Origin of the sequence: Snuella sedimenti (assembly GCF_016428595.1) — a bacterium.
In the GTDB taxonomy this organism is placed as follows: Bacteria; Bacteroidota; Bacteroidia; order Flavobacteriales; family Flavobacteriaceae; genus Snuella; species Snuella sedimenti.
Window position 1 is genome coordinate 64,776 of the sequence record NZ_JAELVQ010000004.1, and the last position, 23,311, is coordinate 88,086.

General features: G+C 37.4%; 17 protein-coding genes. 12 read left to right on the forward strand and 5 right to left on the reverse strand.

Features of this window, described 5'->3' with window-relative positions; translation table 11 throughout:
- The first annotated feature begins 13 nt into the window (after positions 1 to 13).
- Positions 14 to 949 carry a nicotinic acid mononucleotide adenyltransferase gene (locus JF259_RS04800; protein WP_199113952.1) on the forward strand — a complete coding sequence of 312 codons (936 nt, stop codon included), beginning with the start codon at positions 14 to 16 and terminating at the stop codon, positions 947 to 949.
- A gap of 82 nt (positions 950 to 1,031) precedes the next feature.
- On the opposite strand, the gene nadD is transcribed toward JF259_RS04800, so the two are convergent.
- Genes nadD through JF259_RS04815 form a run of 3 tightly spaced genes read right to left on the reverse strand, consistent with a single transcriptional unit; the run spans position 1,032 to position 3,088 of the window.
- A complete protein-coding gene (gene nadD / locus JF259_RS04805) occupies positions 1,032 to 1,610 on the reverse strand; it encodes a nicotinate (nicotinamide) nucleotide adenylyltransferase (RefSeq protein WP_199113954.1) in 579 nt (192 codons plus the stop codon).
- A gap of 10 nt (positions 1,611 to 1,620) precedes the next feature.
- Positions 1,621 to 2,205 carry a guanylate kinase gene (gmk, locus tag JF259_RS04810; protein ID WP_199114177.1) on the reverse strand — a complete coding sequence of 195 codons (585 nt, stop codon included), beginning with the start codon at positions 2,203 to 2,205 and terminating at the stop codon, positions 1,621 to 1,623.
- Between the two features lie 25 nt (positions 2,206 to 2,230).
- Positions 2,231 to 3,088 carry a YicC/YloC family endoribonuclease gene (locus JF259_RS04815; RefSeq protein ID WP_199113956.1) on the reverse strand — a complete coding sequence of 286 codons (858 nt, stop codon included), beginning with the start codon at positions 3,086 to 3,088 and terminating at the stop codon, positions 2,231 to 2,233.
- A 299-nt stretch (positions 3,089 to 3,387) separates the two neighbouring features.
- On the opposite strand from JF259_RS04815, the gene JF259_RS04820 reads away from it, so the two are divergent.
- Positions 3,388 to 4,497 (forward strand): formylglycine-generating enzyme family protein, encoded by a 1,110-nt coding sequence (locus JF259_RS04820; RefSeq protein WP_199113958.1) that lies wholly within the window; start codon positions 3,388 to 3,390, stop codon positions 4,495 to 4,497.
- A gap of 41 nt (positions 4,498 to 4,538) precedes the next feature.
- Here JF259_RS04820 and JF259_RS04825 read toward each other — a convergent pair whose 3' ends face one another.
- Positions 4,539 to 5,249: a LytR/AlgR family response regulator transcription factor gene (locus JF259_RS04825; RefSeq protein WP_199113960.1), complete on the reverse strand. Its 711-nt coding sequence runs from the start codon at positions 5,247 to 5,249 to the stop codon at positions 4,539 to 4,541.
- Positions 5,250 to 5,323: 74 nt separating this feature from the next.
- On the reverse strand, positions 5,324 to 6,382 hold the full coding sequence (locus JF259_RS04830) for a sensor histidine kinase (RefSeq protein WP_199113962.1): 1,059 nt from the start codon (positions 6,380 to 6,382) through the stop codon (positions 5,324 to 5,326).
- Between the two features lie 118 nt (positions 6,383 to 6,500).
- Between JF259_RS04830 and JF259_RS04835 the strand changes: the two genes are divergently transcribed.
- The 10 genes from JF259_RS04835 (at position 6,501) to JF259_RS04880 (ending at position 23,310) form a co-directional block, all read left to right on the forward strand.
- Positions 6,501 to 8,741 carry a GH92 family glycosyl hydrolase gene (locus tag JF259_RS04835; RefSeq protein ID WP_199113964.1) on the forward strand — a complete coding sequence of 747 codons (2,241 nt, stop codon included), beginning with the start codon at positions 6,501 to 6,503 and terminating at the stop codon, positions 8,739 to 8,741.
- 94 nt (positions 8,742 to 8,835) lie between these two features.
- Positions 8,836 to 10,713 carry a sodium:solute symporter family protein gene (locus tag JF259_RS04840; RefSeq protein WP_199113966.1) on the forward strand — a complete coding sequence of 626 codons (1,878 nt, stop codon included), beginning with the start codon at positions 8,836 to 8,838 and terminating at the stop codon, positions 10,711 to 10,713.
- A gap of 8 nt (positions 10,714 to 10,721) precedes the next feature.
- Complete coding sequence (locus JF259_RS04845; protein ID WP_199113968.1) at positions 10,722 to 11,687, forward strand: glycoside hydrolase family 130 protein; 966 nt, start codon at positions 10,722 to 10,724, stop codon at positions 11,685 to 11,687.
- Positions 11,688 to 11,696: 9 nt separating this feature from the next.
- On the forward strand, positions 11,697 to 12,767 hold the full coding sequence (locus tag JF259_RS04850) for a carbohydrate-binding family 9-like protein (protein ID WP_199113970.1): 1,071 nt from the start codon (positions 11,697 to 11,699) through the stop codon (positions 12,765 to 12,767).
- A 176-nt stretch (positions 12,768 to 12,943) separates the two neighbouring features.
- Positions 12,944 to 13,972 (forward strand): glycoside hydrolase family 18 protein, encoded by a 1,029-nt coding sequence (locus JF259_RS04855; protein ID WP_317192064.1) that lies wholly within the window; start codon positions 12,944 to 12,946, stop codon positions 13,970 to 13,972.
- 43 nt (positions 13,973 to 14,015) lie between these two features.
- The gene (locus JF259_RS04860; protein ID WP_199113974.1) at positions 14,016 to 15,137 is read left to right on the forward strand and encodes a putative glycoside hydrolase; all 1,122 of its coding nucleotides are present in this window, start codon (positions 14,016 to 14,018) and stop codon (positions 15,135 to 15,137) included.
- Positions 15,138 to 15,190: 53 nt separating this feature from the next.
- Complete coding sequence (locus tag JF259_RS04865; RefSeq protein ID WP_199113976.1) at positions 15,191 to 17,434, forward strand: GH92 family glycosyl hydrolase; 2,244 nt, start codon at positions 15,191 to 15,193, stop codon at positions 17,432 to 17,434.
- A gap of 11 nt (positions 17,435 to 17,445) precedes the next feature.
- Positions 17,446 to 18,471: a N(4)-(beta-N-acetylglucosaminyl)-L-asparaginase gene (locus JF259_RS04870; RefSeq protein ID WP_199113978.1), complete on the forward strand. Its 1,026-nt coding sequence runs from the start codon at positions 17,446 to 17,448 to the stop codon at positions 18,469 to 18,471.
- Positions 18,461 to 20,809 (forward strand): glycoside hydrolase family 20 protein, encoded by a 2,349-nt coding sequence (locus JF259_RS04875; protein WP_233164109.1) that lies wholly within the window; start codon positions 18,461 to 18,463, stop codon positions 20,807 to 20,809. Before JF259_RS04870 ends, JF259_RS04875 begins: the two co-directional genes overlap by 11 nt.
- A 143-nt stretch (positions 20,810 to 20,952) precedes the next feature.
- Positions 20,953 to 23,310: a PSD1 and planctomycete cytochrome C domain-containing protein gene (locus JF259_RS04880; protein ID WP_233164111.1), complete on the forward strand. Its 2,358-nt coding sequence runs from the start codon at positions 20,953 to 20,955 to the stop codon at positions 23,308 to 23,310.
- Position 23,311 lies beyond the last annotated feature (1 nt).

Genomic DNA, 23,311 nt, shown 5'->3' on the forward strand with positions numbered 1-23,311 from the left:
AAACAGTATGATTATGAAGCCAGTAAAATTACTTTTAAGCTTTTCTTTAATTGCGATGTTGTTTACCTCGTGTTATACAGAGGTAGTGGTAGATGATTATGAAGAGCCTACAATTTCAATAAATCAGTTATTGCGCTCTTATGAGTTGTGGTACGTCGATATTAATAAGACCATAGGTTATGGAGAAACTCCATTTTTACAAAAGGCCTTTACTATTTCATTTAGAAATGGTACACTATATGCAAACAATAATATTGTTGGGTTAGGAGCTACAGGAAATGGTTTTGGCATTGCAGTGGCCGATTACGATGCTAATGATATGATATTGGATGTAAATCATGATATTGATGGTTTTGAGACTTTTGATGTGTTTCAAATCGATAATAACACGATAGAACTTTATAATCCCAATAATGATACGTCTTACTTTTTAGAAGGCTATCAGCGTAGCACTTTTGATTACGATTTTGTATTTTATGATAACATTCATTATTTCTTACAGGAATACGAAGCATGGGAAAAAACATATACGAGCGAATATGGTGCTATAAATGAATTTGATAATGAAACATTCTTGCAATTTTTGGCAGGAGGGAACGATTCGACTTTTCAAAGTTCCCAAAGCGAAAACGGAACGCCCATAGATCAGTTGGAGTGGGATTATACAGGTATTTATGGTGTAGGGGATGTTAACGGGAATATGTATTTGAAAACTTTAACATTAGATTATGATTACTTCGACAATGAATTCTTTGAATTGAGCGTTATAAATGATGGAAAGATAGAATTATATCACCCAGCATCGGAGACGGTATATGAATTTGAGGGTAGAGGCTATATACAGTATTTAAAGAAAGCTAATGTTAAAGGAGAAACTACCACCGATAAGATGCGTAAACATAGAAAAGATAAAGTAGAAAATCCGAGAGAGCATACTCGGGTTAAGTAATAATTTGGTTGGTTATTTAGTTGTGAAACTGTTTAAGATGCTTTTTCTTAGGCAGTTTCTTTTTTTTAATGGTTAGCTGTGGTCATTTATAAAAGCTGGTCTCATCTAAATAGTTCCAAACATTTTCTGGTAACATGGGTTTTACATTTTTACCAGCTTTAATGGCCTGACGAATAAAAGAAGAAGACAGTTCGATAATAGGGGCATCTATAGGAAGAATGTTATTGTGCTCAATCAAAGGAGGGGTTGTGTTGTCTTGAGTAATTCGGGGATAAACATAAATGTGGTGATTTTTCAGAATGAGTTCATAGTTTTTCCATTTATGAAAGCTTTTTAGATTGTCTTGTCCCATAATTAAAGAAAATGTATGTTCGGGGTGTTTTTCTTGTAAATAAGTGAGCGTATTAATTGTATAGTTGGGTTGAGGCAAGTTAAATTCAATATCACTTGGTTTGAGCTTAGGGTGATCTTTGGTGGCACGATAAACCATCTCTAATCGTTGATAATTATCAAGCAAAGTACTTTTCTTTTTAAAGGGGCTGTGAGGAGTAACTACAAACCACACTTGGTCGAGGTTACTGTATTCAACAATATAATTGGCAATGATAAGATGTCCTATGTGTATAGGGTTAAAAGAACCAAAAAACAATCCTATTTGCATGATTTACCGTTTATGAATTCACAAAGTTGCCTACTACATTTTCGGCATCGTTAAATGCTTTTTGTAAGTCGTCATTTTCTATAATTACATCAAACAGGGGAGCGGTGGCTAATTCGGCTGATGCTTTGGCAACACGCATGTTTATTTTGTCCTCGGTTTCGGTTTTTCGTTTTTTTAACCTAATCTTTAATTCATCAATACTCGGCGGTTTAACAAAAACAGCTAACGTTTGCTCAGGGAATTTGCGTTTAATACGTAAGCCGCCAGAAACATCAATATCAAAAATAACATGTTTTCCTTTTGCCCAAATGCGCTCTACTTCCGATTTTAGGGTGCCGTAAAAATTATCACGGTATACCTCTTCCCATTCTAAAAATTCGCCGTGCTTGATTTTGTCTTTAAAGGCATCGGCCGATAAAAAATAATAATCTTTACCATCTACTTCTGTTCCGCGTTTAGCCCTAGACGTTGCAGAAATTGAAAACTCCAGATTTAAATTATCGATGCCAAGCAAGTGTCTTACAATAGTTGTTTTTCCCGAGCCAGAAGGGGCAGAAAATACAATAAGCTTGCCTTCTTTTAAATTGTTATTTATCACGCTTCTTTTTAATTTATAGTAACTAAAGTACGTTAAGTAGCTGTTCTTTGATTTTTTCGAGCTCGTCTTTCATTTGTACCACTAATTGTTGCATTGGTGCATAATTACTTTTAGAACCTATGGTGTTGATTTCACGTCCAATTTCTTGGCCAATGAAGCCAAGTTTTTTCCCGTTGGAATCTTTAGAATTAATACTTTCAGTAAAATAGTTTAAATGATTTTTTAAACGGACTTTTTCTTCGGTAATGTCAAATTTTTCAATATAATATACCAACTCTTGTTCAAAGCGGTTTTCGTCGTATTTTTCCTTGAGTTCTTCAACACCCTTAAGCAAGCGTTCACGAACGCCTTCAATCCGCTCAGGATCCATTGCTATAACTTGATCGAGTAAATCGCCAATAATAGTAATACGGTTGTTAAAATCGATTTCAAGTACTTTGCCTTCGTCAAGTCTATAAGTATTTAATTGGGCTACAGCTATTTTGATTTCTTCTTCTATAGCTTGCCATTCACGTTCATCAATTTCTTCTCTAACAGTATTTAAAGCATCGGGAAACCGAACAGCCATTTTGAGAAGTTCTATTTCGTCACCATTAACAACTTGTTTTAGCTGTTGGATGTATTGTTTCACAACAGGCGTGTTAATTTGTGTAGAAGTATCTTCGGCAGTTGCTTCCACATAGATAGAAAAATCTATTTTACCACGTCCTAAAGCATCTGCAAGTAGTTTTCTAATGACAAGTTCTTTTTCTCTGTATATGGTAGGCATTCTGGCATTTAAATCCAGATTCTTACTGTTAAGGGATTTTAACTCAATTGTGATTTTTTTTGTAGGTAATTGTAAAACAGATTTTCCATAACCTGTCATTGAATAAATCATAAACGGATGTTTTTAATTTATGCAAAAGTACATGAATTTTTTCATTTGATATGAGCTATAACAAATCTTGATACTCATTCAAGTAAGCTAATCAAAACATAAAGAAGGTAAACCAATAAATTTAAAATGGTTGACGTCATTTTGGCTATTTGTAAGTAACTTTTTTAATACTTAAAATAATATTGTTTGGCTTACAAGTAATTCTGAAAACACTTTACGACCTTTGGCTCTTGTTTTAAAGCTTTCCAGGATGAGTTTTCATATATTTGTCGTTTGTCAAAAAAAACATTGATTAGTAAATGAAGGATCGATTGATTGTTATGGTTTCATGTATTGGGCTTCTGGTGCTTTTTGGTTGTAAGGATCAAAAAGTAGGCAGTGGTACTGATTCAGTAAAAAATAGTAGTATACAAATTGAGGATAAGGATAGTTTGGTCAATAATCCTCCAAAGGGAATGGTTTGGATTCCTTCTGGCACTTTTTTGCAAGGCGCTGTTCCTCATGATCAGATGGCTATGGCCCATGAAAAGCCTCAGCATCCAGTTCAAGTAGATGGATTTTTCATGGATATTACCGAGGTTACCAATGCGCAATTTTCGAAGTTTGTTGAAGCCACTGGATATGTTACGGTTGCTGAGCGGGAAATTGATTGGGAAGAAATGAAAAAACAAATCCCCGAAGGTACTCCCAAACCTCACGATAGTATATTAAAACCAGGGTCTTTGTTGTTTAAGAAAACAAAATCATCAGTACCTAATTTATATGATTTTTCGCAATGGTGGCAATGGTCCATTGGTACTAATTGGCGACATCCTGTCGGACCAGATAGCACTATTGAAGGGAAAGAAAATTATCCGGTTGTCCATGTAGCTTTTGAAGATGCGCAGGCCTATTGTAAATGGGCAGGAAGACGTTTGCCAACGGAGGCAGAATGGGAGTATGCTGCAAGGGGAAATAAAGAGAATACTACTTTTTTTTGGGGGAATGATAGAGGTGAATTGTCTAAAAAGGCTAACAGTTGGGAAGGTGAGTTTCCTGTAAGTAATACATTAGAAGATGGATTTGAAAGAGCAGCACCAGTAAGAACGTATCCGCCAAATGGTTTTGGGCTTTATGATATGGCTGGTAACGTTTGGGAATTTACTACAGATTGGTATCATTTAAATTATTATAAAACCTTGGCAGAAAAAAAGGGGGCGGTGAATAACCCCAAAGGAGCCGCTAAGGCCTATAACCCTAACAACCCATATATTCAGGAAAAAGTAATAAAAGGTGGCTCTTTTTTGTGTAGCGATTCGTATTGTGCTAGTTACAGAGTGTCTGCCCGCATGGGAACTAGTATGGATTCTTCTGCAGAACATGTTGGTTTTCGTACTGTGGCCACTCCCCAAATGCTGTCAGAACATTAATAAAAGGAATGCTAATTTGTTAATTTGTTGTCTTAGTGATGTTATATGGAGGAGTTTAAGATCTGATCTTTAACTGTATCGAGGTAAGATCTACCTATAACATATTTAATCCCGTCAATTTCAATACTGTTGCCTTCAATAGCGTCAATTTTGTTAATAGCGATGGTATAAGAGCGGTGGATGCGAATAAAATCTTTTGTAGGCAATAAGTTTGTGAAATCCGATAAGGTGCTATGAATTATGTATTTACCAGAAGTAGTACTAATTTTTAAATAATCTTTTAGACTTTCAATAATTAAGATTTCATCTAAAAATATCTTTTTCATTTTTTTCTTATCAATTTTAATAAAAAGATAAGGGCGTTGTTTTTCCCTATTTGTAGAGGCTTTGTTAATATCTAGTCTTCTGTAAATCTTGTTAATGGCTTTCATAAACCTAGGGAATTCAATAGGTTTTATTAGGTAATCAAGCGCATCAAGTTCGTAGGTCTCAACTGCAAAATCAGTATATGCCGTTGTAATGATTATAAGCGGTGGATTTTCTAAACTTTTTATAAAATTCAGTCCATCTAAAACAGGCATATTTATGTCTAAAAAGATAACATCTACTGCGTTGTGTTTTAAAAAATTTAAGGCGTCAATAGCATTGCCAAATGTGTTTACAAGATCAGCGTCTTCAATTTGTTGCAGGTAGTTTTTCACAACATTAATAGCTAATGGCTCATCATCTATAATCAAGCATTTTATCTTCATCTGTAAGGTTTTTATTGACGTGTTAATTGCCAATTTATTTAAACATCTATCTGTTGCGTGAGGAAGGTGTAAATCTAGGACACCTTGATTTTTAACTTTACAACAAATAGCTTTTTGTCGCTCTTAATTGTTAATTTATAATCGTTACGGTTATAACCCAAGGCCAGTCGTTTTTTTACATTTTCTAAGCCAATTCCACCAGCTTTATTAAAGCGTTTTTTGTGTTTGGTATTAGATGGCATAGGATTAGATACTGTAAAATAAAGAAAATCTTCCTTAATAGTAAAGTCAATATCAATTTTAACATTTCCTATATTTTTATTAACGCCATGTTTAAAAGCATTTTCTATAAAAGAGAGTAGTAAAATAGGAGCAATGACTTTGTCTTGGATAGATCCGGATATAGACATGTTTACTTCTAGTTGCTCATCGTGTCTTACCTTTTCTAAATCTATATAGTTTTGAATACACAATATTTCGTTGGCTAAGGTTTGGCGTTTCTGTTTTGTTTCATAAAGTAAGTAACGCATCAGTTCAGAGAGCTTTAGGATAATCTTTGAGGTTTTATTTGATTTTTCGAGAGCTAAAGAGTTGATATTGTTTAGAGTGTTGAAAAAAAAGTGGGGTGATATCTGGCTCTTAAGAAACAATAATTCCGTTTCTAGTTGCGCTTTTTCAAGGTCGGCCACGCGCTTGTGTTCTTCCAGGAAATCTAAAGTCATCTTAATGGCAGTAACAAATGTAACGACATAAAGTTCGCCAATCATCATGTCGATGGTGTAGTTTAATGTCAGGCTTTCTGTTACCACCGGCCCTTCAGGCCATACATTGGTACTAACCAAATAGTAAGTTAGGTTGAATTTAACAAGTACCATTAAAAAAATGGCCGACAAGATTAAAATTATAAAAGGAATGTATTTCTTTTTATATACAAACTTGGGCATTAAGAAATAAATGTTGAAATAACATAAAATCATGTGAATGGGGAAACCGAACAAGCTTGTTTTAAGGGCGTAAGTGAAGTCGTTAAAAAAACTTCCCCAACGAAATGTGTTAAATAAAAAATAAATCAACCAAAATATTACATGGTGTTTTAAGGAAACACGATAAGACCGATTAGTATTAAAGTTCATGGTTAAAAAATTTATTTTTTTTGATGTTTAACTTAGTTAAGGTGTCGCCCGTCTAAATTTATTTTATTTCAGGCTAAAATTATGAATTTTTATATTGTTAAATAGTATGCTAAATTTCATGAAGAACATTTATTTATTTTTTTTGCTAGCAGTATTCACTTTAGGATGTAGTAAAGATGGTGAAAAAGAAAAATTAAAAAAGACAAGATTAACGGCACATGTAGATCCTTTTATCGGGACAGGTGGACATGGACATACCTATCCAGGCGCAACAGTTCCTTTTGGAATGCTACAAGTGAGCCCTGTAAATGGGATAAGTTCTTGGGATTGGTGTTCGGGTTATCATTATTCCGATTCCATTGCAGTTGGATTTAGTCACCTTAGTTTAAGTGGTACGGGGATAGGTGACCTAGCAGATATTTTGTTTATGCCGGTTAATAAGACTGTTGACTTGTCTAAAATGCCAAAATCACGTGATAGTATAAATTACAAATCCCGTTACAGTCATTCCAACGAAAAGGCTGCGCCTGGGCATTATCAACTGTTTTTAGAGGATCACGATATAAATGTAGAGCTAACAACGACCCAACGAACAGCTTACCACAAGTATACTTTTAAAGAAGGCGACGATCAAACTGTAGTCGTCGATCTTGGATTTGCTATTAATTGGGATAATCCCCTTAAGACAGGACTGCAAGTTGAAGATGCCTATACCTTAAGCGGATACCGTTTTAGTAAAGGGTGGGCAGCAAACCAAAAGGTGTTTTTTGTAGCGAAATTTTCAAAGCCAATAGTTAACCAAAAAATGTTTGCCGATGGAGAAGCATTACAGGGAGCTATTGCCAATGGCGTTAAAACGGGCGTACAGGTGTTTTTTGATAAAGAAGAAACAAATCAGTTACAGGTAAAGGTTGCTTTATCTTCGGTAAGCATTGAAAATGCGAAGGACAATTTAGAAACAGGGGATTTGGACTTTGAAGTTGTAAAAGGAGATGCTGAAAGGGATTGGCATAATGCCCTAAGTAAAATAAAAGTAGAAAGTGCCGTCGATTCATTGAAAACGATGTTTTACACAGCCATGTACCATGCACAGCTTGCCCCAGTGACATTCAGTGATAAAAATGGACAGTTTAGAAAAGAGAACGATAGCATTGTTACAGCAACCAATTATACAGCTTATTCAACACTGTCCCTCTGGGATACTTTTAGGGCAGAGCAGCCTTTGTTAACCCTAATTGCCCCTAATACAGTTTCAGATATCATCAATTCGATGTTGGCATATTATGAAACAAAAAAGATACTTCCTGTTTGGACGCTTTATGCTAATGAAACCAATACAATGACTGGCTATCACTCTATTCCGGTAATTGCCGAAGCATATATAAAAGGCATAAGAGGGTTTGATGCAGAAAAGGCCTTTGAAGCGATGAAAACTACCATGATGCAAGACGAACGTGGACTGCACCTCTATAAGAAATTCGGGTATATTCCTTACAGTTTATTAGATGAATCGGTTACAATTACTTTAGAATATGCCTATGATGACTGGTGTGTTGCCCAAATGGCCAAAGCATTGGGTAAAACTGAAGATTATGAATATTTTTTAAACCGTTCCAGAGCCTATCGCTATTTGTTTGACAAAGAAACTGGGTTTATGAGAGGTAAATCTGTAGATGGTAAGTCATGGAACGAACCTTTTGATCCTAAACATTCCAATCACAGGGAACAAACCGATTATACCGAAGGGAATGCCTGGCAACATAGTTGGTTTGTGCCACATGCCGTTGAAGACTTTATTAATTTACATGATAGCAATGCTATATTTACCAGTCGTTTGGAGCAACTCTTTACAGAAAGCTCCGAGATTACAGGAGATAATATTTCAGCCGATATTTCTGGTTTAATTGGGCAGTATGCGCATGGCAATGAGCCTAGCCATCATATAGCCTACCTGTTTAACCATGCAAACCAACCTTGGCGAACCCAATATTGGGTACGTCACATTTTGGACACACAATACAATACCACACCTAATGGTTTAAGTGGAAATGAAGATTGCGGACAGATGTCGGCATGGTATGTCTTGAGTTCGATTGGTTTGTACCCATTAAATCCAGCTTCGGGAGCCTATGAAATAGGTAGCCCCATTTTTGAAAAAGCGAGCATTAACCTCTCAGAAGGAAAAACATTTGTAATAGAAGCGGAAAATGTTTCAGATAAAAATATATATATACAATCTGCAACACTTAACGGTGAAGTATTTAACCAAACAAGTATTTCCCATAAAACAATTAAAGAAGGAGGCGTACTTCATTTTGTAATGGGATCAAAACCGAATAAAGAATGGGGTATTAAGTAGGTTTATGATTACTTTTGCGCGAATTAATTAATAGAACTGTGCTCAGGCATTGAAATCAAACTCGAAATAAGGAGTTAATAATATAGAATTATAGATGAATATCATTGACGTTTTAATAATAGTACTGTACATCGTTTTAACTTTGGGTGTGGGTATATGGATATCTAAACGCGCTTCAAAAGGTTTAGATTCCTATTTTCTTGGTGGAAAAAGTATTAAGTGGTACTATTTGGGCCTAAGTAATGGCTCCGGAATGTTCGATGTATCAGGAACTGCCTGGATGGTTGGTATCTTGTTCCTGTATGGCGTAAAAAGCTTTATGTTTATGTGGATGTGGCCTATTTGGAATCAGGTTTTCATCATGATTTTTTTGGCAGCATGGATACGGCGATCCAATATAATGACGGGCTCCGAATGGATATTAACACGTTTTGGAGATGATAGGGCGGGCAGGGCGTCACATTTAATTGTAGCAATTTTTGCAATTGTTGCTTCGGTAGGTTTCATCGCTTATTTCTTTGAGGGTGTTGGAAAATTTATGACCATTATCCTGCCTTGGGATTTAGCACTAATGTTTAATGATGGTGTGTTGTTGACTTCCGATCAAAGCTATGCCTTGATAATTATCTTCTTAACCACTTTGTATACTATTAAAGGCGGTATGTTCTCGGTAGTAGCCACAGAGGTATTACAATACGGTATTATGGTACTAGCAGGTATTTTAATAGCTGTATATGCGTTTGTTACTGTAACGGATGCTGAGATAAGCAGTGTGCTTTCCAGAGAATGGAATAACGTGTTTTTTGGGTGGGAGCTAGAAGGCTCTTGGTCAGGTAAATATGAGGCTTTTAACAGTTTAATTGATACTCAGGGTTATAAAATGTTTGGTGCATTTATAGGCATGTCACTTTTTAAAGGCTTTTTTGCAAGTATTGCAGGGCCTACGCCTAGTTACGATATGCAGCGGATTTTATCGACGCGTACTGTCAAAGAAGCTGCCTACATGAGTGGGTTTACCAATTTAATTCTTTTTATTCCTCGTTATTTGCTTATTGGAGGGATTGTTGTTTTGGCCCTGGCTTATATTGCTCCCGAGATGGCGGTGTCAAGTACGCTTAGCCTTGGCGATTTGGAGATTATTTTGCCAAAGGTCATTAACAATCATGTGCCTGTTGGGATTAAAGGTTTGTTGCTGGCAGGTTTATTGGCAGCTTTTATGTCTACGTTTTCGGCTTTTGTTAACTCTGGGCCGGCCTATATTGTAAACGATATTTACAAAAAGTACTTTAAACCAGAGGCAAGTAATAAACATTATATAAGAGCAAGCCACATTGCATCATTTGCAGTAGTTATTATAGGTGTCATTATGGGCTTCTTTGCAGAATCGATAAATTCTTTAACCCTATGGATTACCAGTGCGCTTTACGGAGGCTACGTGGCGGCTAACTTTTTAAAGTGGATCTGGTGGCGTTTTAATGGTTGGGGCTATTTTTGGGGGATGACAGCTGGCTTGTTTATAGCAACCTTGCAGTTTTTACTAGATCAAAATAAAGCAAATTTTGAAATGGGTTCTTGGTTATACGATTTGGCTCAAATACCGGCAATTTATATGTTCCCAATTATTTTTGGAGTATCTTTATTGGGCTCTTTTTTAGGAACCTTTCTAACACCCGCAACCAACATGGAAACATTAACGGCTTTCTATGAAAATGTGAGACCTTGGGGTTGGTGGAAACCAGTATATAATACCCTAAAAAAGGAGGATGCAAACATTACTAAGAATACAGATTTTACAAGCGATATGTTGAACTGTATTATTGGTGTAATATGGCAGTCCAGTATGATTTTGTTGCCTATCTACTTTATGGTAAGAGAATATCCTAAGATGTTTGTGGCTTTGTTTGTGTTTTTGATTACTTCAGCTATACTGAAGTTTACCTGGTTGGATAAAGTAAAAAAATATAAAAATTAAATATGAAGATGAATTCTATTCCGTGGCAAGATAGACCGGAAAATTGTAGTGATGTAATGTGGCGTTACAGCGAAAACCCTATTATAGATAGATATGCCATACCATCGTCTAATAGTATTTTTAACAGTGCAGTTGTACCATTTAAAGATGGTTTTGCGGGGGTTTTTAGATGTGACAATAAGGCGGTGCAGATGAATATCTTTGCCGGATTCAGTAAAAATGGAATCGATTGGGATATCAATCATGAGCCTATTGTCATGCAGGCAGGCAATACAGAAATGATAGATTCAGACTATAAATACGATCCACGTGTTGTTTTTATAGAAGATCGTTATTGGATTACCTGGTGTAATGGTTACCATGGACCAACAATAGGGATTGCCTATACCTTTGATTTTAAGGAGTTTTTTCAGTGTGAGAATGCCTTTTTACCGTTTAACAGAAATGGTGTGCTCTTTCCCCAGAAAATCAATGGAAAGTATGCAATGTTGAGTCGACCCAGTGACAATGGGCATACGCCGTTTGGCGATATTTATATTAGTTACAGCCCAGACATGAAATATTGGGGCGAGCATCGCTGTGTGATGAAAGCCACGCCTTTTGAAGACAGCGCCTGGCAATGTACCAAAATAGGAGCAGGGCCAATCCCGATACTTACAGACGAAGGTTGGCTTATGTTATATCATGGGGTTATTAATACATGCAACGGATTTAGGTATGCAATGGGCGCCGCCATTCTTGAAACCGATGCACCCGATAAGGTAAAATACAGAACACAACCTTATTTGTTGGGACCAGCAAAAACATATGAGATGGTTGGCGACGTACCTAATGTAGTATTTCCATGTGCGGCCTTGCACGACACTAAAGAAGATAAATTGGCGGTTTACTATGGTGCGGCCGATACAGTAGTAGCAATGGCTTTTGGGAAATTGAGCGAAGTGGTTCAGTTTACAAAAGAAAACAGTTTGTAATTTTTTAGAATGGATTTAAAGTTTAAATTCTTAATAATTGTTAGTAGTATTTCTTTTGCTGCTTATGCCCAGCAAAAGAAAGAAATTATACCACAAACCTATGTAGCTCATAAAGTTTCTGAGACCATTGTTATAGATGGGAAAGCAGATGAGTCTTCATGGAAGCAAGCTCCTTGGACAAATGATTTTATTGATATTGAGGGTGTGGTAAAGCCAACCTATCAAACACAGGTAAAAATGCTATGGGATGAAACGTATTTTTACATATTGGCAAAGATGGAAGAACCTCATGTATGGGCAACTTTAAAACAACGGGATACGATCATTTTTTACAATAACGACTTTGAAGTGTTTGTAGATCCCGATGGTGACAGTTTTAACTATTATGAGCTAGAGTTAAATGCCCTGAATACGGTCTGGGATTTGTTTTTAACAAAGCCTTACAGAGCGGGCAATGTCGTTTTAAACGACTGGGATATTAATGGTTTTAAATCGGCAGTACATGTCGATGGAACTTTAAACAACCCAAACGATATAGATAAAGGCTGGACATTGGAAATGGCTATTCCTTGGAGTGTTTATAAAACATCCTATCATCACGATGTGGTGCCAAGAGATACATTTTGGCGTGTTAATTTTTCGAGGGTCAATTGGGATCATCAAATTACCAATGGAACATACGAAAGGAAAAAGGACGCTAACGGAAAACACCTTCACGAGTATAACTGGGTGTGGTCTCCAATAGGTGTAATTAACATGCACGAACCTGAAAATTGGGGCTATGTGTATTTTTCTTCCAAAGGGCTGGAGGCTCAGGTAGATTTCACCATACCCAACGATGAAAAAATAAAATGGGAGTTGTTCAAGCTATATCGAGCGCAAAGAAGCTATTATGCCTCAAATAAGAAGCGAGCAACGACCATAAAAGATATTAATCCATTAGCTATTATTGTTGAAGGTGTTGAAATAAAACCAGTATTGGAAAATCACAGTTTTGGTTGGACTATTTCAGTTAAAAGCCCCTTTACAAATGATTTACTGATAATTAAAGAAGATGGTGCGTTTTCAAAAAGAAAATAGTGATTCGATCGCAGCAGGGTTAGTTGTAATTAAATGATATACAGATGCTACAATTAAGTTTAAAAAATAATACGAATGGATTTGTGAGATCAAGCGTTCTTTTTTTGCTCGCATTAACATTTTTTTCCTGTTCAAAGGCAGAAAAAAAACAAGACGTTTTAGACAAACCCTTGAAAGTGATTGGATATGTCGCGGGTTATGAAGATTTTGATCCCTCAAAAGTAGATGCAAGCAAACTAACACATATTAATTATGCCTTTGCGAATATTGTGGATGGGAATGTTCAATTTGAACTAGATGTAGATTCCGTTAAAATAGCTAGTTTAATGGCTTTAAAGAAATCAAATCCCAATTTAAAAGTGCTGTATTCCGTTGGTGGTTGGGTTTGGTCAGATAAGTTTTCCCATGTTGCTGCTTTCGATAAATCCCGAAAAAAGTTTGCCAATAGTTGTGTGCAACTAATGAAAAAACACGGATTTGACGGTGTGGATCTCGATTGGGAATACCCAGGACAACGTGCAGAAGATAATGCCTTTCGTCCATCCGATAAAGAAAACTTTACTTTACTCCTTAAGGCCATTCGTGAAGCTTTAGAAATACAAGGAGAGAAGGACAACACCCATTATTTATTAACCATTGCTACAGGATCAGATCAAGCATATATCGATCATACCGATTTAGGAAAAGCACATCAATACCTTGATTTCATTAATGTTATGTGCTACGATTTCTATCATGGATGGTTTTTCCAAACGGGTCACCATGCTAATTTGTTCCCATCAAATAAAGAAAGATTTGAAGGCAACAGTGGTTTGCAAGCCATTGAGAGACATATAGAAGCAGGTGTGCCAGCAAATAAGCTGATAATGGGAATCCCTTTTTATGGAAGACAATGGGAAAAAGTAAACCTAGGAAGCGATGGCTTATACCAGTCGGCCATGTCAACCGGGGTTATTGTGCCTTATTGGGATATTGTTGAAAAGTTAATGTCTGGTAAGTATAAGAAGGGATACGATGAGTCAGCTAAAGCCTCATACCTATGGAATGAACAGGACAGTATTTTTATTTCCTGGGAAACGCCCAAAGAAATCCAATTAAAATCGAAATTCATTAAAGAAAAAGGATTAGGAGGCGCCATGTTTTGGGAGTATAGTTTAGATAAAGATCAAGAACTGTTAAATGTACTCTTTGAAAGTTTACATTAAAGATTAAGTTAAAAGATGAGTTCAATGATAAAAACATTTAGAAATGAAAACGAAATACATATTATTATTTGCAATAAGCTTGCTTTTTGTTTCATGTAACCAAAAGGAAAGTGAAAAAAATACAGCTCATATAACGCAAGAAGAGCCAGAAAAAGAAGCATTTAAATTTGGTGTTTGGATTACTTCAAAAAAGGGAAAATCGGATGAAGCCTATGCCGAGGAATTTAAAAAGTATAGCGATGCAGGGATCGATGAGGTTTTAATAAACACCGGTACCGATCCTGTAGAATTGAAGCGATTAGTACCTATAGCAGATAAAGCAGGGTTAAAAGTACACGCGTGGATTATGGCTATGAATCGTCCGGGCGATACGGTGGCTTTAAAACACCCCGATTGGTACGTTGTAAGTCGCGATGGAAAATCCTGTTTCGACCACCGCCCTTATGTAGGATACTACCAGTGGTTATGCCCAACCAGAAAAGAGTCGCGTAATCATGTTTTAGGTTTGGTAGAAGGTTTGGCAAAAGTGGATGGCATAGAAAGTGTGCATTTGGATTATATCCGTTTCCCAGACATTTTTTTACCGATTGGTTTATTGCCCAAATATAACTTAACCCAAGACACCGAAATGGCAGAATACGACTTTTGTTATTGCGATGTGTGTATTAGCGAATTCGAAAAAATACACCATAAAAACCCTAAAGAAAGTGAAAATACGGCAATTGATATGGAGTGGAAGAACTTTAGGTTAAATGCAATCAAATCCGTTGTAGATGATGCCTATAAAATAGTACACAAATACAATAAACGCTTAACAGCAGCCGTGTTTCCCTATCCAGAAATGGCAGACCATATGGTACGTCAACGTTGGGATAAATGGGATATAGATGAAGTCTACCCTATGATATACCATGGATTTTACAATGAAGAAATAGATTGGATAGGCTATGCTACCAAGCAAGGCGTTAGTGATGTTGAAGAAATGAACACAGGTATCAATACAGGTGTCTTTTTACCGGCTTTTGCATCGGCCGATGAATTAAAAGAAGCAATTTATTTAGCAAAGGATAATGGCGCAAAGGGTGTAACATTTTTTGATGGACCAGCATTAAAAGAAGATCATTTAAAAGTAATTAAAGAAGCAAAAGAAGATATAAGAAAGTAAACTGCCTCGGAGCAAGTCTCAGAGTATTTAAATCTCGATTATCGAATAAGATTATGCGTAAATATAGTTTCATTGTTGTAGCAATAACAGCACTTTTTTTTAATTGTGCCCAAAAGGCCCATGAAACGAAATTAAAACGCACCTCCTTTGTAAATCCATTTATAGGAACCGAAGGACCCGGGAACACCTATCCCGGAGCAACAGTGCCTTTTGGAATGGTGCAATTAAGCCCCGATATTGGTATTCCTGGTTGGGACCGGATAGCGGGCTATTATTATCAGGATTCCATAATTACCGGATTTTCCCATACCCATTTAACAGGAACAGGTGCTGGCGATTTATACGATATTCTGGTAATGCCCACCAATAGACGATTTAACGAACGTATAGAAGCCAACAATTTTAAACCCTTTTCTAAATTTTCCCATAAAAAGGAAGCTGCAGCACCAGGCTATTACACGGTTGATCTTTTAGACTATGGCATAAAAGCAGAACTTACGGCAACCGCAAGAACAGGAATACACAAATACAAGTTTCCTAAAGATTCACTGTCGCAAATCCATATCGATTTGGGCTATGCCCTTAACTGGGATGCTCCAACCGATACAGGTATAAAGATCGTTAATGATACCACAATTCAAGGTTATAGAAAATCAACTGGTTGGGCAAAAGACCAACGCATTTATTTTGAAATTAAATTATCCAAACCATTTGATTCGTATCAGCTTTATAAAGGAGATTCCCTTGTAAAAGGTAGTGCTAGTAGTAAGAATACCAAAGTTGTTTTAAATTATAAGACAGAAACTGATGAGACAATTGTTTTAAGAACAGGTTTATCAACAGCGAGTATTGAAGGCGCAAAAAAGTCTCTAAGCATTGAGGCTCCACATTTTAATTTTGAAGCCTATAGACAAGCAGCCGATAGTATTTGGGAAGCGCAATTACAAAAAATAGAGATTAAAACCAGCGCACCAGACAAAAAGGAGATTTTTTACACCATGCTGTATCAATCTATGTTGGCACCCACCTTGCTAAGTGATCTTAATGGCGATTATAAAGGGGCCAACGATACCATTGTTAAAGCCAAAGATTTTAATAGATACGATACATTTTCTTTATGGGATACCTATCGGGCGGCACACCCATTGTATACTGTTATGCATCCTGCTAGAGTGTCACATATGATGCGGTCACTATTAGCGCATTATAAAGAAACAGGCTTGCTGCCTGTTTGGTCTATGCAAGGCAATGAAACCAATATGATGATTGGTTACCATGCAGTTCCCGTTATCGTTGATGCTTACTTTAAAGGCATTAAAGGCTTTGATGTTAAACTAGCTTACGAGGCTTGTAAGGCCAGTGCTATGGACGATGCCCGTCAAATTGAAGACTATAAAGAATTGGGCTATGTTCCTATAGATGAACATCACGAGAACTGGTCGGTTTCAAAAACCTTAGAGTACGCTTACGATGATTGGTGCATTGCACAATTTGCCAAGGCTTTAGGAGAAATGGATGATTATGATTATTTTATGGAGCGCTCCGAAAATTGGAGACATGTATATGATTCGAAAAGTACGTTTATGCGTCCAAAATTTGAGGATGGTTCCTTTATAAAATCATTTGTTCCAAAAGAGTATACACCATATTTCTGTGAAAGTAATGCATGGCAATATATGTGGTCGGTACCCCAAAATATTGAAGGATTAATTGCAGCTGTTGGGGGTAATGAGGCTTTCGAAAAGAAACTGGACTCTATGTTTACATTAAATCCATTGCCTACCGATAAGTTGCCCATTTTTAGTACCGGCATGATTGGGCAATATGCCCATGGCAATGAACCAAGCCATCATGTTGGATACCTTTATAACTATATAGGTAAACCGTGGAAAACACAAGAGATTATTAGAGATGTTTTAGAATCCCAATATAAAAACACACCTAACGGACATTGCGGTAATGAGGATTGCGGACAAATGTCGTCCTGGTATGTGTTTAGTTCATTAGGCTTTTACCCTGTAAATCCAGCGCAAGGGATTTATGCCTTTGGCTCCCCTATTTTTGATAGAGCGGTGATTAATTTAGAAAACGGGAGATCGTTTGTCATAGAGACTGTTAATGATTTAGAAGAGAACAAATACATCCAATCGATAGTTTTAAATCGAAAAAAAATAAAGCGAAACTATATTACACATAAAGAAATTATGAACGGAGGCACCTTACGTTTTGTTATGGGCAATAAACCTGCTAAAAATAGCAACTACACAATGGCCTTATCATCAAAAATATACAATTAATAAGGAAATACATGTCAGATAGAAGAGATTTTATAAAAAAAGCGGCCTTGGGAACTATAGGAATAAGTACCGTAATAGGATGTAAAGAAGGGGCGAAAGAAGAAACCATAGCAGCTACCAACAAGCCAATTGACCAAGGTAAGCGCAAACCGGTAATTATTTCAACATGGAAACACGGTTTTCCGGCAAATGAAGCGGCCTGGAAAACACTTAGCGGTGGTGGAACTGGGATAGACGCCGTAGAAGCCGGTGTTAGAGTGTCTGAAGCAGACCCGAAAGAACGTAGTGTAGGGTACGGTGGTTTACCAGATAGAGAAGGTAAAGTAACGCTCGATGCCTGTATTATGGACTCCGATAGTAATTGTGGTTCCGTAGCATTTTTACAAGGGATTAAACATCCTATTTCGGTAGCTAGAAAGGTTATGGAAGAAACGCCCCATGTTATGTTGGTAGGCCAAGGCGCTCTGAATTTTGCATTATCAAAAGGCTTTAAAGAGGAAAACCTGCTAACGCCTGAATCTGAAAAGGATTGGAAAAAATGGCTCGAAAAATCGAAGTATAAACCTGTTATAAATATCGAGAATCACGATACCATTAGTATGCTGGCTTTGGATGAAAACGGTAACCTGTCAGGGGCATGTACAACCAGTGGAGCCGCTTGGAAGCTACATGGACGCGTTGGCGATTCACCTATCATTGGAGCTGGGTTGTTTTTAGATAATGAAGTAGGAGCGGCAGCAGCTACAGGTTTAGGAGAAGCCGTAATACGAACTGCAGGTAGTGCCATGGTAGTAGAACAAATGCGTATGGGGAAATCGCCAGAAGAAGCATGTAAAATTATTGTAGAACGCATTTTTAATAAACACCAAAACCATAAAGATATGGAGTATCTTCAAGTAGGGTTTATAGCTGTTAACAAAAATGGTGAATACGGAGGTTACAGCTTGCGATCTGGATTTAATTATGCCGTTTGCGATGCAGAAAAAGGAAACAGGATGGAAGATGCCTCATTTAAAATGACTTGGGATGAAAAATAGAAATAAAAATAGAATGGTTAAAACATATAGATTAGTTATTGTAGCTCTTTTTTTAGGGTTGTTCGCATGTCAGACAAAACACGTTTCATTTACCGAAAGTGATATTCAAATAATCCCGAAGCCAGCTGAGGTAACATTACAAGAAGGTGGTTTTGCGTTTTCTGAGAGCACACAGTTTGTCGTTTCAGACGAAACGCAAAAGGTTATTTCAGAGGCGCTATTAGCTAAGTTTCAAAAAGCCGCGGGATGGACTCCCAGTGTAACAAATAGTGCCCCTTCAAAAAATTATGTTCAATTTATAACAGCCAACGAACTTGCAGAAGAAGCCTATAAATTAGAAGTAACTTCAAATCATATAAATATTAGTGCCAGTGCAAATGCAGGATTTATTTATGGCTTGGAAACTGTTCGTCAGTTATTGCCTGTAGCTATTGAAAGCCCAGAAGTTGTAAGTAACATCGACTGGGTCATCCCTAATGTTCTGATTCAGGACCAACCACGTTTTAAGTGGCGTGGTTTAATGTTGGATCTGTCCCGTCATTTTTTTGGTAAGGAGTATCTTAAAAAGACCATAGATCGATTAGCAATGCACAAAATGAATGTATTGCATTTGCATTTAGTTGATGATCAAGGTTGGCGTATAGAAATAAAAAAATATCCAAAACTTACCGAAGTAGGAGCTTGGCGTGTGGATCAGGAACACTTGGCATGGAATGCAAGATTAGCAACCAAACCGGGAGAAAAAGGAACCTATGGAGGCTTTTTAACACAAGAAGAATTAAAAGAACTGGTAGCTTACGCAAAAACCAAAAATGTAGAGATCGTACCGGAGATCGAAATGCCAGCACACGTTACCAGTGCTATTGCATCCTATCCAGAATATTCCTGTTTAGAGAAACCTGTAGGTGTACCGTCTGGAGGACTTTGGCCTATTACAGACATTTATTGCGCAGGAAAGGATAGCACATTCGAGTTTTTACAAGATATCCTTACCGAGGTGATGGCAATCTTTCCTTCTAAATACATCCATATAGGAGGCGATGAAGCAACAAAGACCAATTGGAAAACCTGTCCGCATTGTCAAAAGCGAATGAAAACAGAAGGATTGCACGATGTAGAAGCATTGCAAAGTTACTTTGTAAAACGTATGGAGAAATTCATTAATGCCCATGGCAAAAAACTAATAGGCTGGGATGAGATTTTAGAAGGCGGACTGGCACCTGATGCTACAGTTATGAGTTGGCGTGGTGTAAAAGGAGGCGTAGAAGCAGCAAAGCAAGGACACGATGTGGTAATGACACCCGGAACGCATTGCTATTTTGACCATTATCAGGGCCCTCAAAGTTACGAGCCACTTGCTTGGGGAGGGTTTACACCCTTAAGTAAGGTTTATACCTTCGATCCGGTAGTCGATACCATGACACCAGAAGAAGCTAAGCATGTGTTGGGAGGTCAAGCCAATTTATGGGCAGAATTTATTCCAACCGAAGCACAGTCTGAGTATATGATATATCCAAGATTGGCCGCTTTATCCGAAACCGTTTGGAGCCCTAAAGAGTTGCGGAATTGGGAAGATTTTTCGTCGCGTATAAGTACCATGTTTAAAAGATACAAACAATTAGGCATCAACTATGCAAAAAGTGCCTATTTGGTAACGTCTGAAGCTAAAGTAAATATTGAAGAAAAGGTAGTGGACGTTGTTTTAAAGAATGAGTTTCCTTCAGCAGATATTCGATACACCATTGATGGTAGTGAAGTAAATGCCAGTTCGGAAAAATATATGAAACCGATAAAACTTACCAAAACAACACGTATAAGAGCCTCTTTGTTCGATGAAGAGCAACCAGTAGGTAAAGCATTTGATGAAACAATAAAATTCCATAAAGCGGTTGGTAAAAGAGTTGAATACAAAGAGAAGTATAGTGATAGCTATCAAGGAGCCGGTGCCTTTGGAATGGTAAATGCATTACGCGGATCAAAAAATTTCCATGATGGGCAATGGCAGGCATGGATAGGAAAAGATATGGAAGTAACGATTGATTTAGAAAATGAAGAGACCATTCATCAAGTAACAGTGGGAACTTTAGAGAATCAAGGACCAGGTATCTATTTCCCAATTGCTGTTGAGGTTTATGTTTCTAACGATGGCAAAACGTTTGAAAAAACTGGACAAATCGAAAGAAGGTATGCTGAAAATTCGAAATCTGAATTAAAAGAGTTTACCGTGAGTTTTACAGAGCGTAAGGCCCGCTATGTAAAAGTAAAAGCGATCAATTTAAAGCGAGCTCCAAATGGTGGCGGAACCTGGCTGTTTGTTGATGAAATAATTGTGGATTAGAGGTCTTTATATTAGAAATCTTTTGGATGCAATTTTGTATATTTAAAAGATAAAGTGTTGATTAATAGTAATTTGTGTTATTTTGTGAGATTTTTAGTGTTTAGGCCTTTCAATTGTATTATAAATCAAAATAGGAAGCAGTAATGTCAAATAAACAAGGAAATAAAAAATCGGGGATTTTAATATTATATTTTGCAATACCCTTCATTATTGTGTTGTTAGTAAAGTATAGTATTAGCATGTCTCGAGATCAGTATCAGGGGCTTGGTGAAAATTCTGCTGGTTCGGAAAAAGAGCAGCTGGCAGACATGGGTATGAAGCTTCCAGATACTGTCGATTTTATTTTTCATGTGAAACCAATACTTTCAGATCGATGCTATCTTTGTCACGGTCCCGATGAGGGGACACGTGAAGCCGGTTTACGATTTGACACCAAAGAAGGGGCTTTTGCAGCTATTGGAGAACATTTAGATAAATACGCAATTGTTCCTGGAGATGCTGCTTCCAGTAGATTGGTATTTAAAATTAATAGTACCGATCCCGAACAAATAATGCCACCACCAGACTCCAACCTTACTTTGTCGGAGTACGAAAAGCAAATCCTTACCAAATGGATAGAACAAGGAGCTGTTTGGAAAGATCATTGGTCGTTTGTGCCACCCAAGAAAAAGGAAGTGCCTTCCATTTCAAATCCCGAATGGGCTAGTAACGAAATAGATTATTTTATCGCAAAACGTCTAGAACAAGAAGGATTAGCACCTTCTGAAAAAGCAACTAAGGAAAAACTAATACGAAAGGTATATTTTGATCTTACAGGGTTGCCGCCGTCTATAGAGGAAATAGATACTTTTATAAATGATAAGGATGCAAATGCATACGAAAAAGTAGTTGATCACTTGTTGGCCTCTCCTGCTTACGGAGAGCATATGGCATCAGGTTGGTTGGATCTCTCCAGATATGCCGATACACACGGTTATCAAGACGACCTGGAACGGGTTATGTGGCCCTGGCGAGATTGGGTAATAAGTGCTATTAATAGAAACATGCCTTACAATCAATTTGTAAAATGGCAGTTGGCAGGCGATTTATTGCCAGATGCAACACTCGAACAAATTGTAGCAACAGGTTTCAACAGAAATCATAAAATAACACAAGAAGGCGGGGTGATAGATGAAGAATACCGTGTAGAATACGTAAAGGACAGGGCCAATACTACCGCTAAAGCACTTATGGGCTTAACCATGGAGTGTGCGCAGTGCCATGACCATAAATACGATCCTATTTCACAAAAAGAATACTACGGCTTTTATGGGTTTTTTAATAAAGTAAATGAAAAAGGGCGTATTGATTATAATGAAATACCCGAGCCTAATGTAAAGATAACGCCCAAAGAGGTTAAAGAAACACTGTCGTTTATAAACTTGCCGGACTCTATTAAGGAAGTACGTCTCATGGTTATGAAGGACGATGCGCCAGATAGAAAAACACATATATTAAAGCGCGGACAATATGACGCACCATCAGAAGAAGTCTCTTTGAGTACTCCAGAAGTCGTATTTGTTTACTCCGATTCGCTTCCTAAAAACAGACTTGGATTGGCAGATTGGTTCTTTAGTGAAGGGAACACTTTAACGTCCAGAGTTGCAGTAAACAGGATGTGGCAACACATTTTTGGTGTTGGTATCGTTTCTACTTCCGATGATTTTGGAAATCAGGGAGCCCTACCATCCCACCCCGATTTGTTAGATTGGCTAGCCGTTACCTTTAGGGAAGACGGATGGGATGTAAAGAAAATGTATAAACGCATGGTCATGTCCAGCACTTACCAACAAACATCAAAAGTTACGCCACAGCTTTTAGAAGCCGATCCAGATAATGTTTTGCTGGCCAGAAGTTCTCGTAGTAAACTAACTGCCGAAATGATCCGGGACAATGCATTAGCTGTAAGTGGCTTGTTAGTTAATAAAATTGGTGGACCAAGTGTGAAACCCTATCAACCACCAGGGTTATGGGCTGAAACTACCTCTGGTCAGGGGCTTACAAAGTATATACCCGATACGGGAGAGAACCTTTATAGGCGTAGTTTATATACGTTCTGGAAACGTACAGTTCCCCCTCCGTCTATGATGACTTTCGACGCACCTACCAGGGATTTTTGTGAAGTGAAGCGCCAAAAAACAAGCACACCTTTACAAGCCTTGGTAATGCTTAACGATCCGCAGTTGATTGAGGCAGCAGAGCATCTGGCTATGAATACACTGGAGAATGAAGCAACCACAGACGAGGAACGCGTTAAAACCATATTTAGAAAAATAACCTCTCGTTTCCCAGAAGAAAACGAAATAGACGAATTAGTGCAATATCTAGAATATGTAAAAGATAGTTACGATACAACTAACAGCGATGTAACAAAAGCAGAGGGGCCATCTAAAGACGTTTATGCTTACACCGTTTTAACAAGTATGATTTTTAATCTGGATGAAGCTATTATAAAAGGGTAAG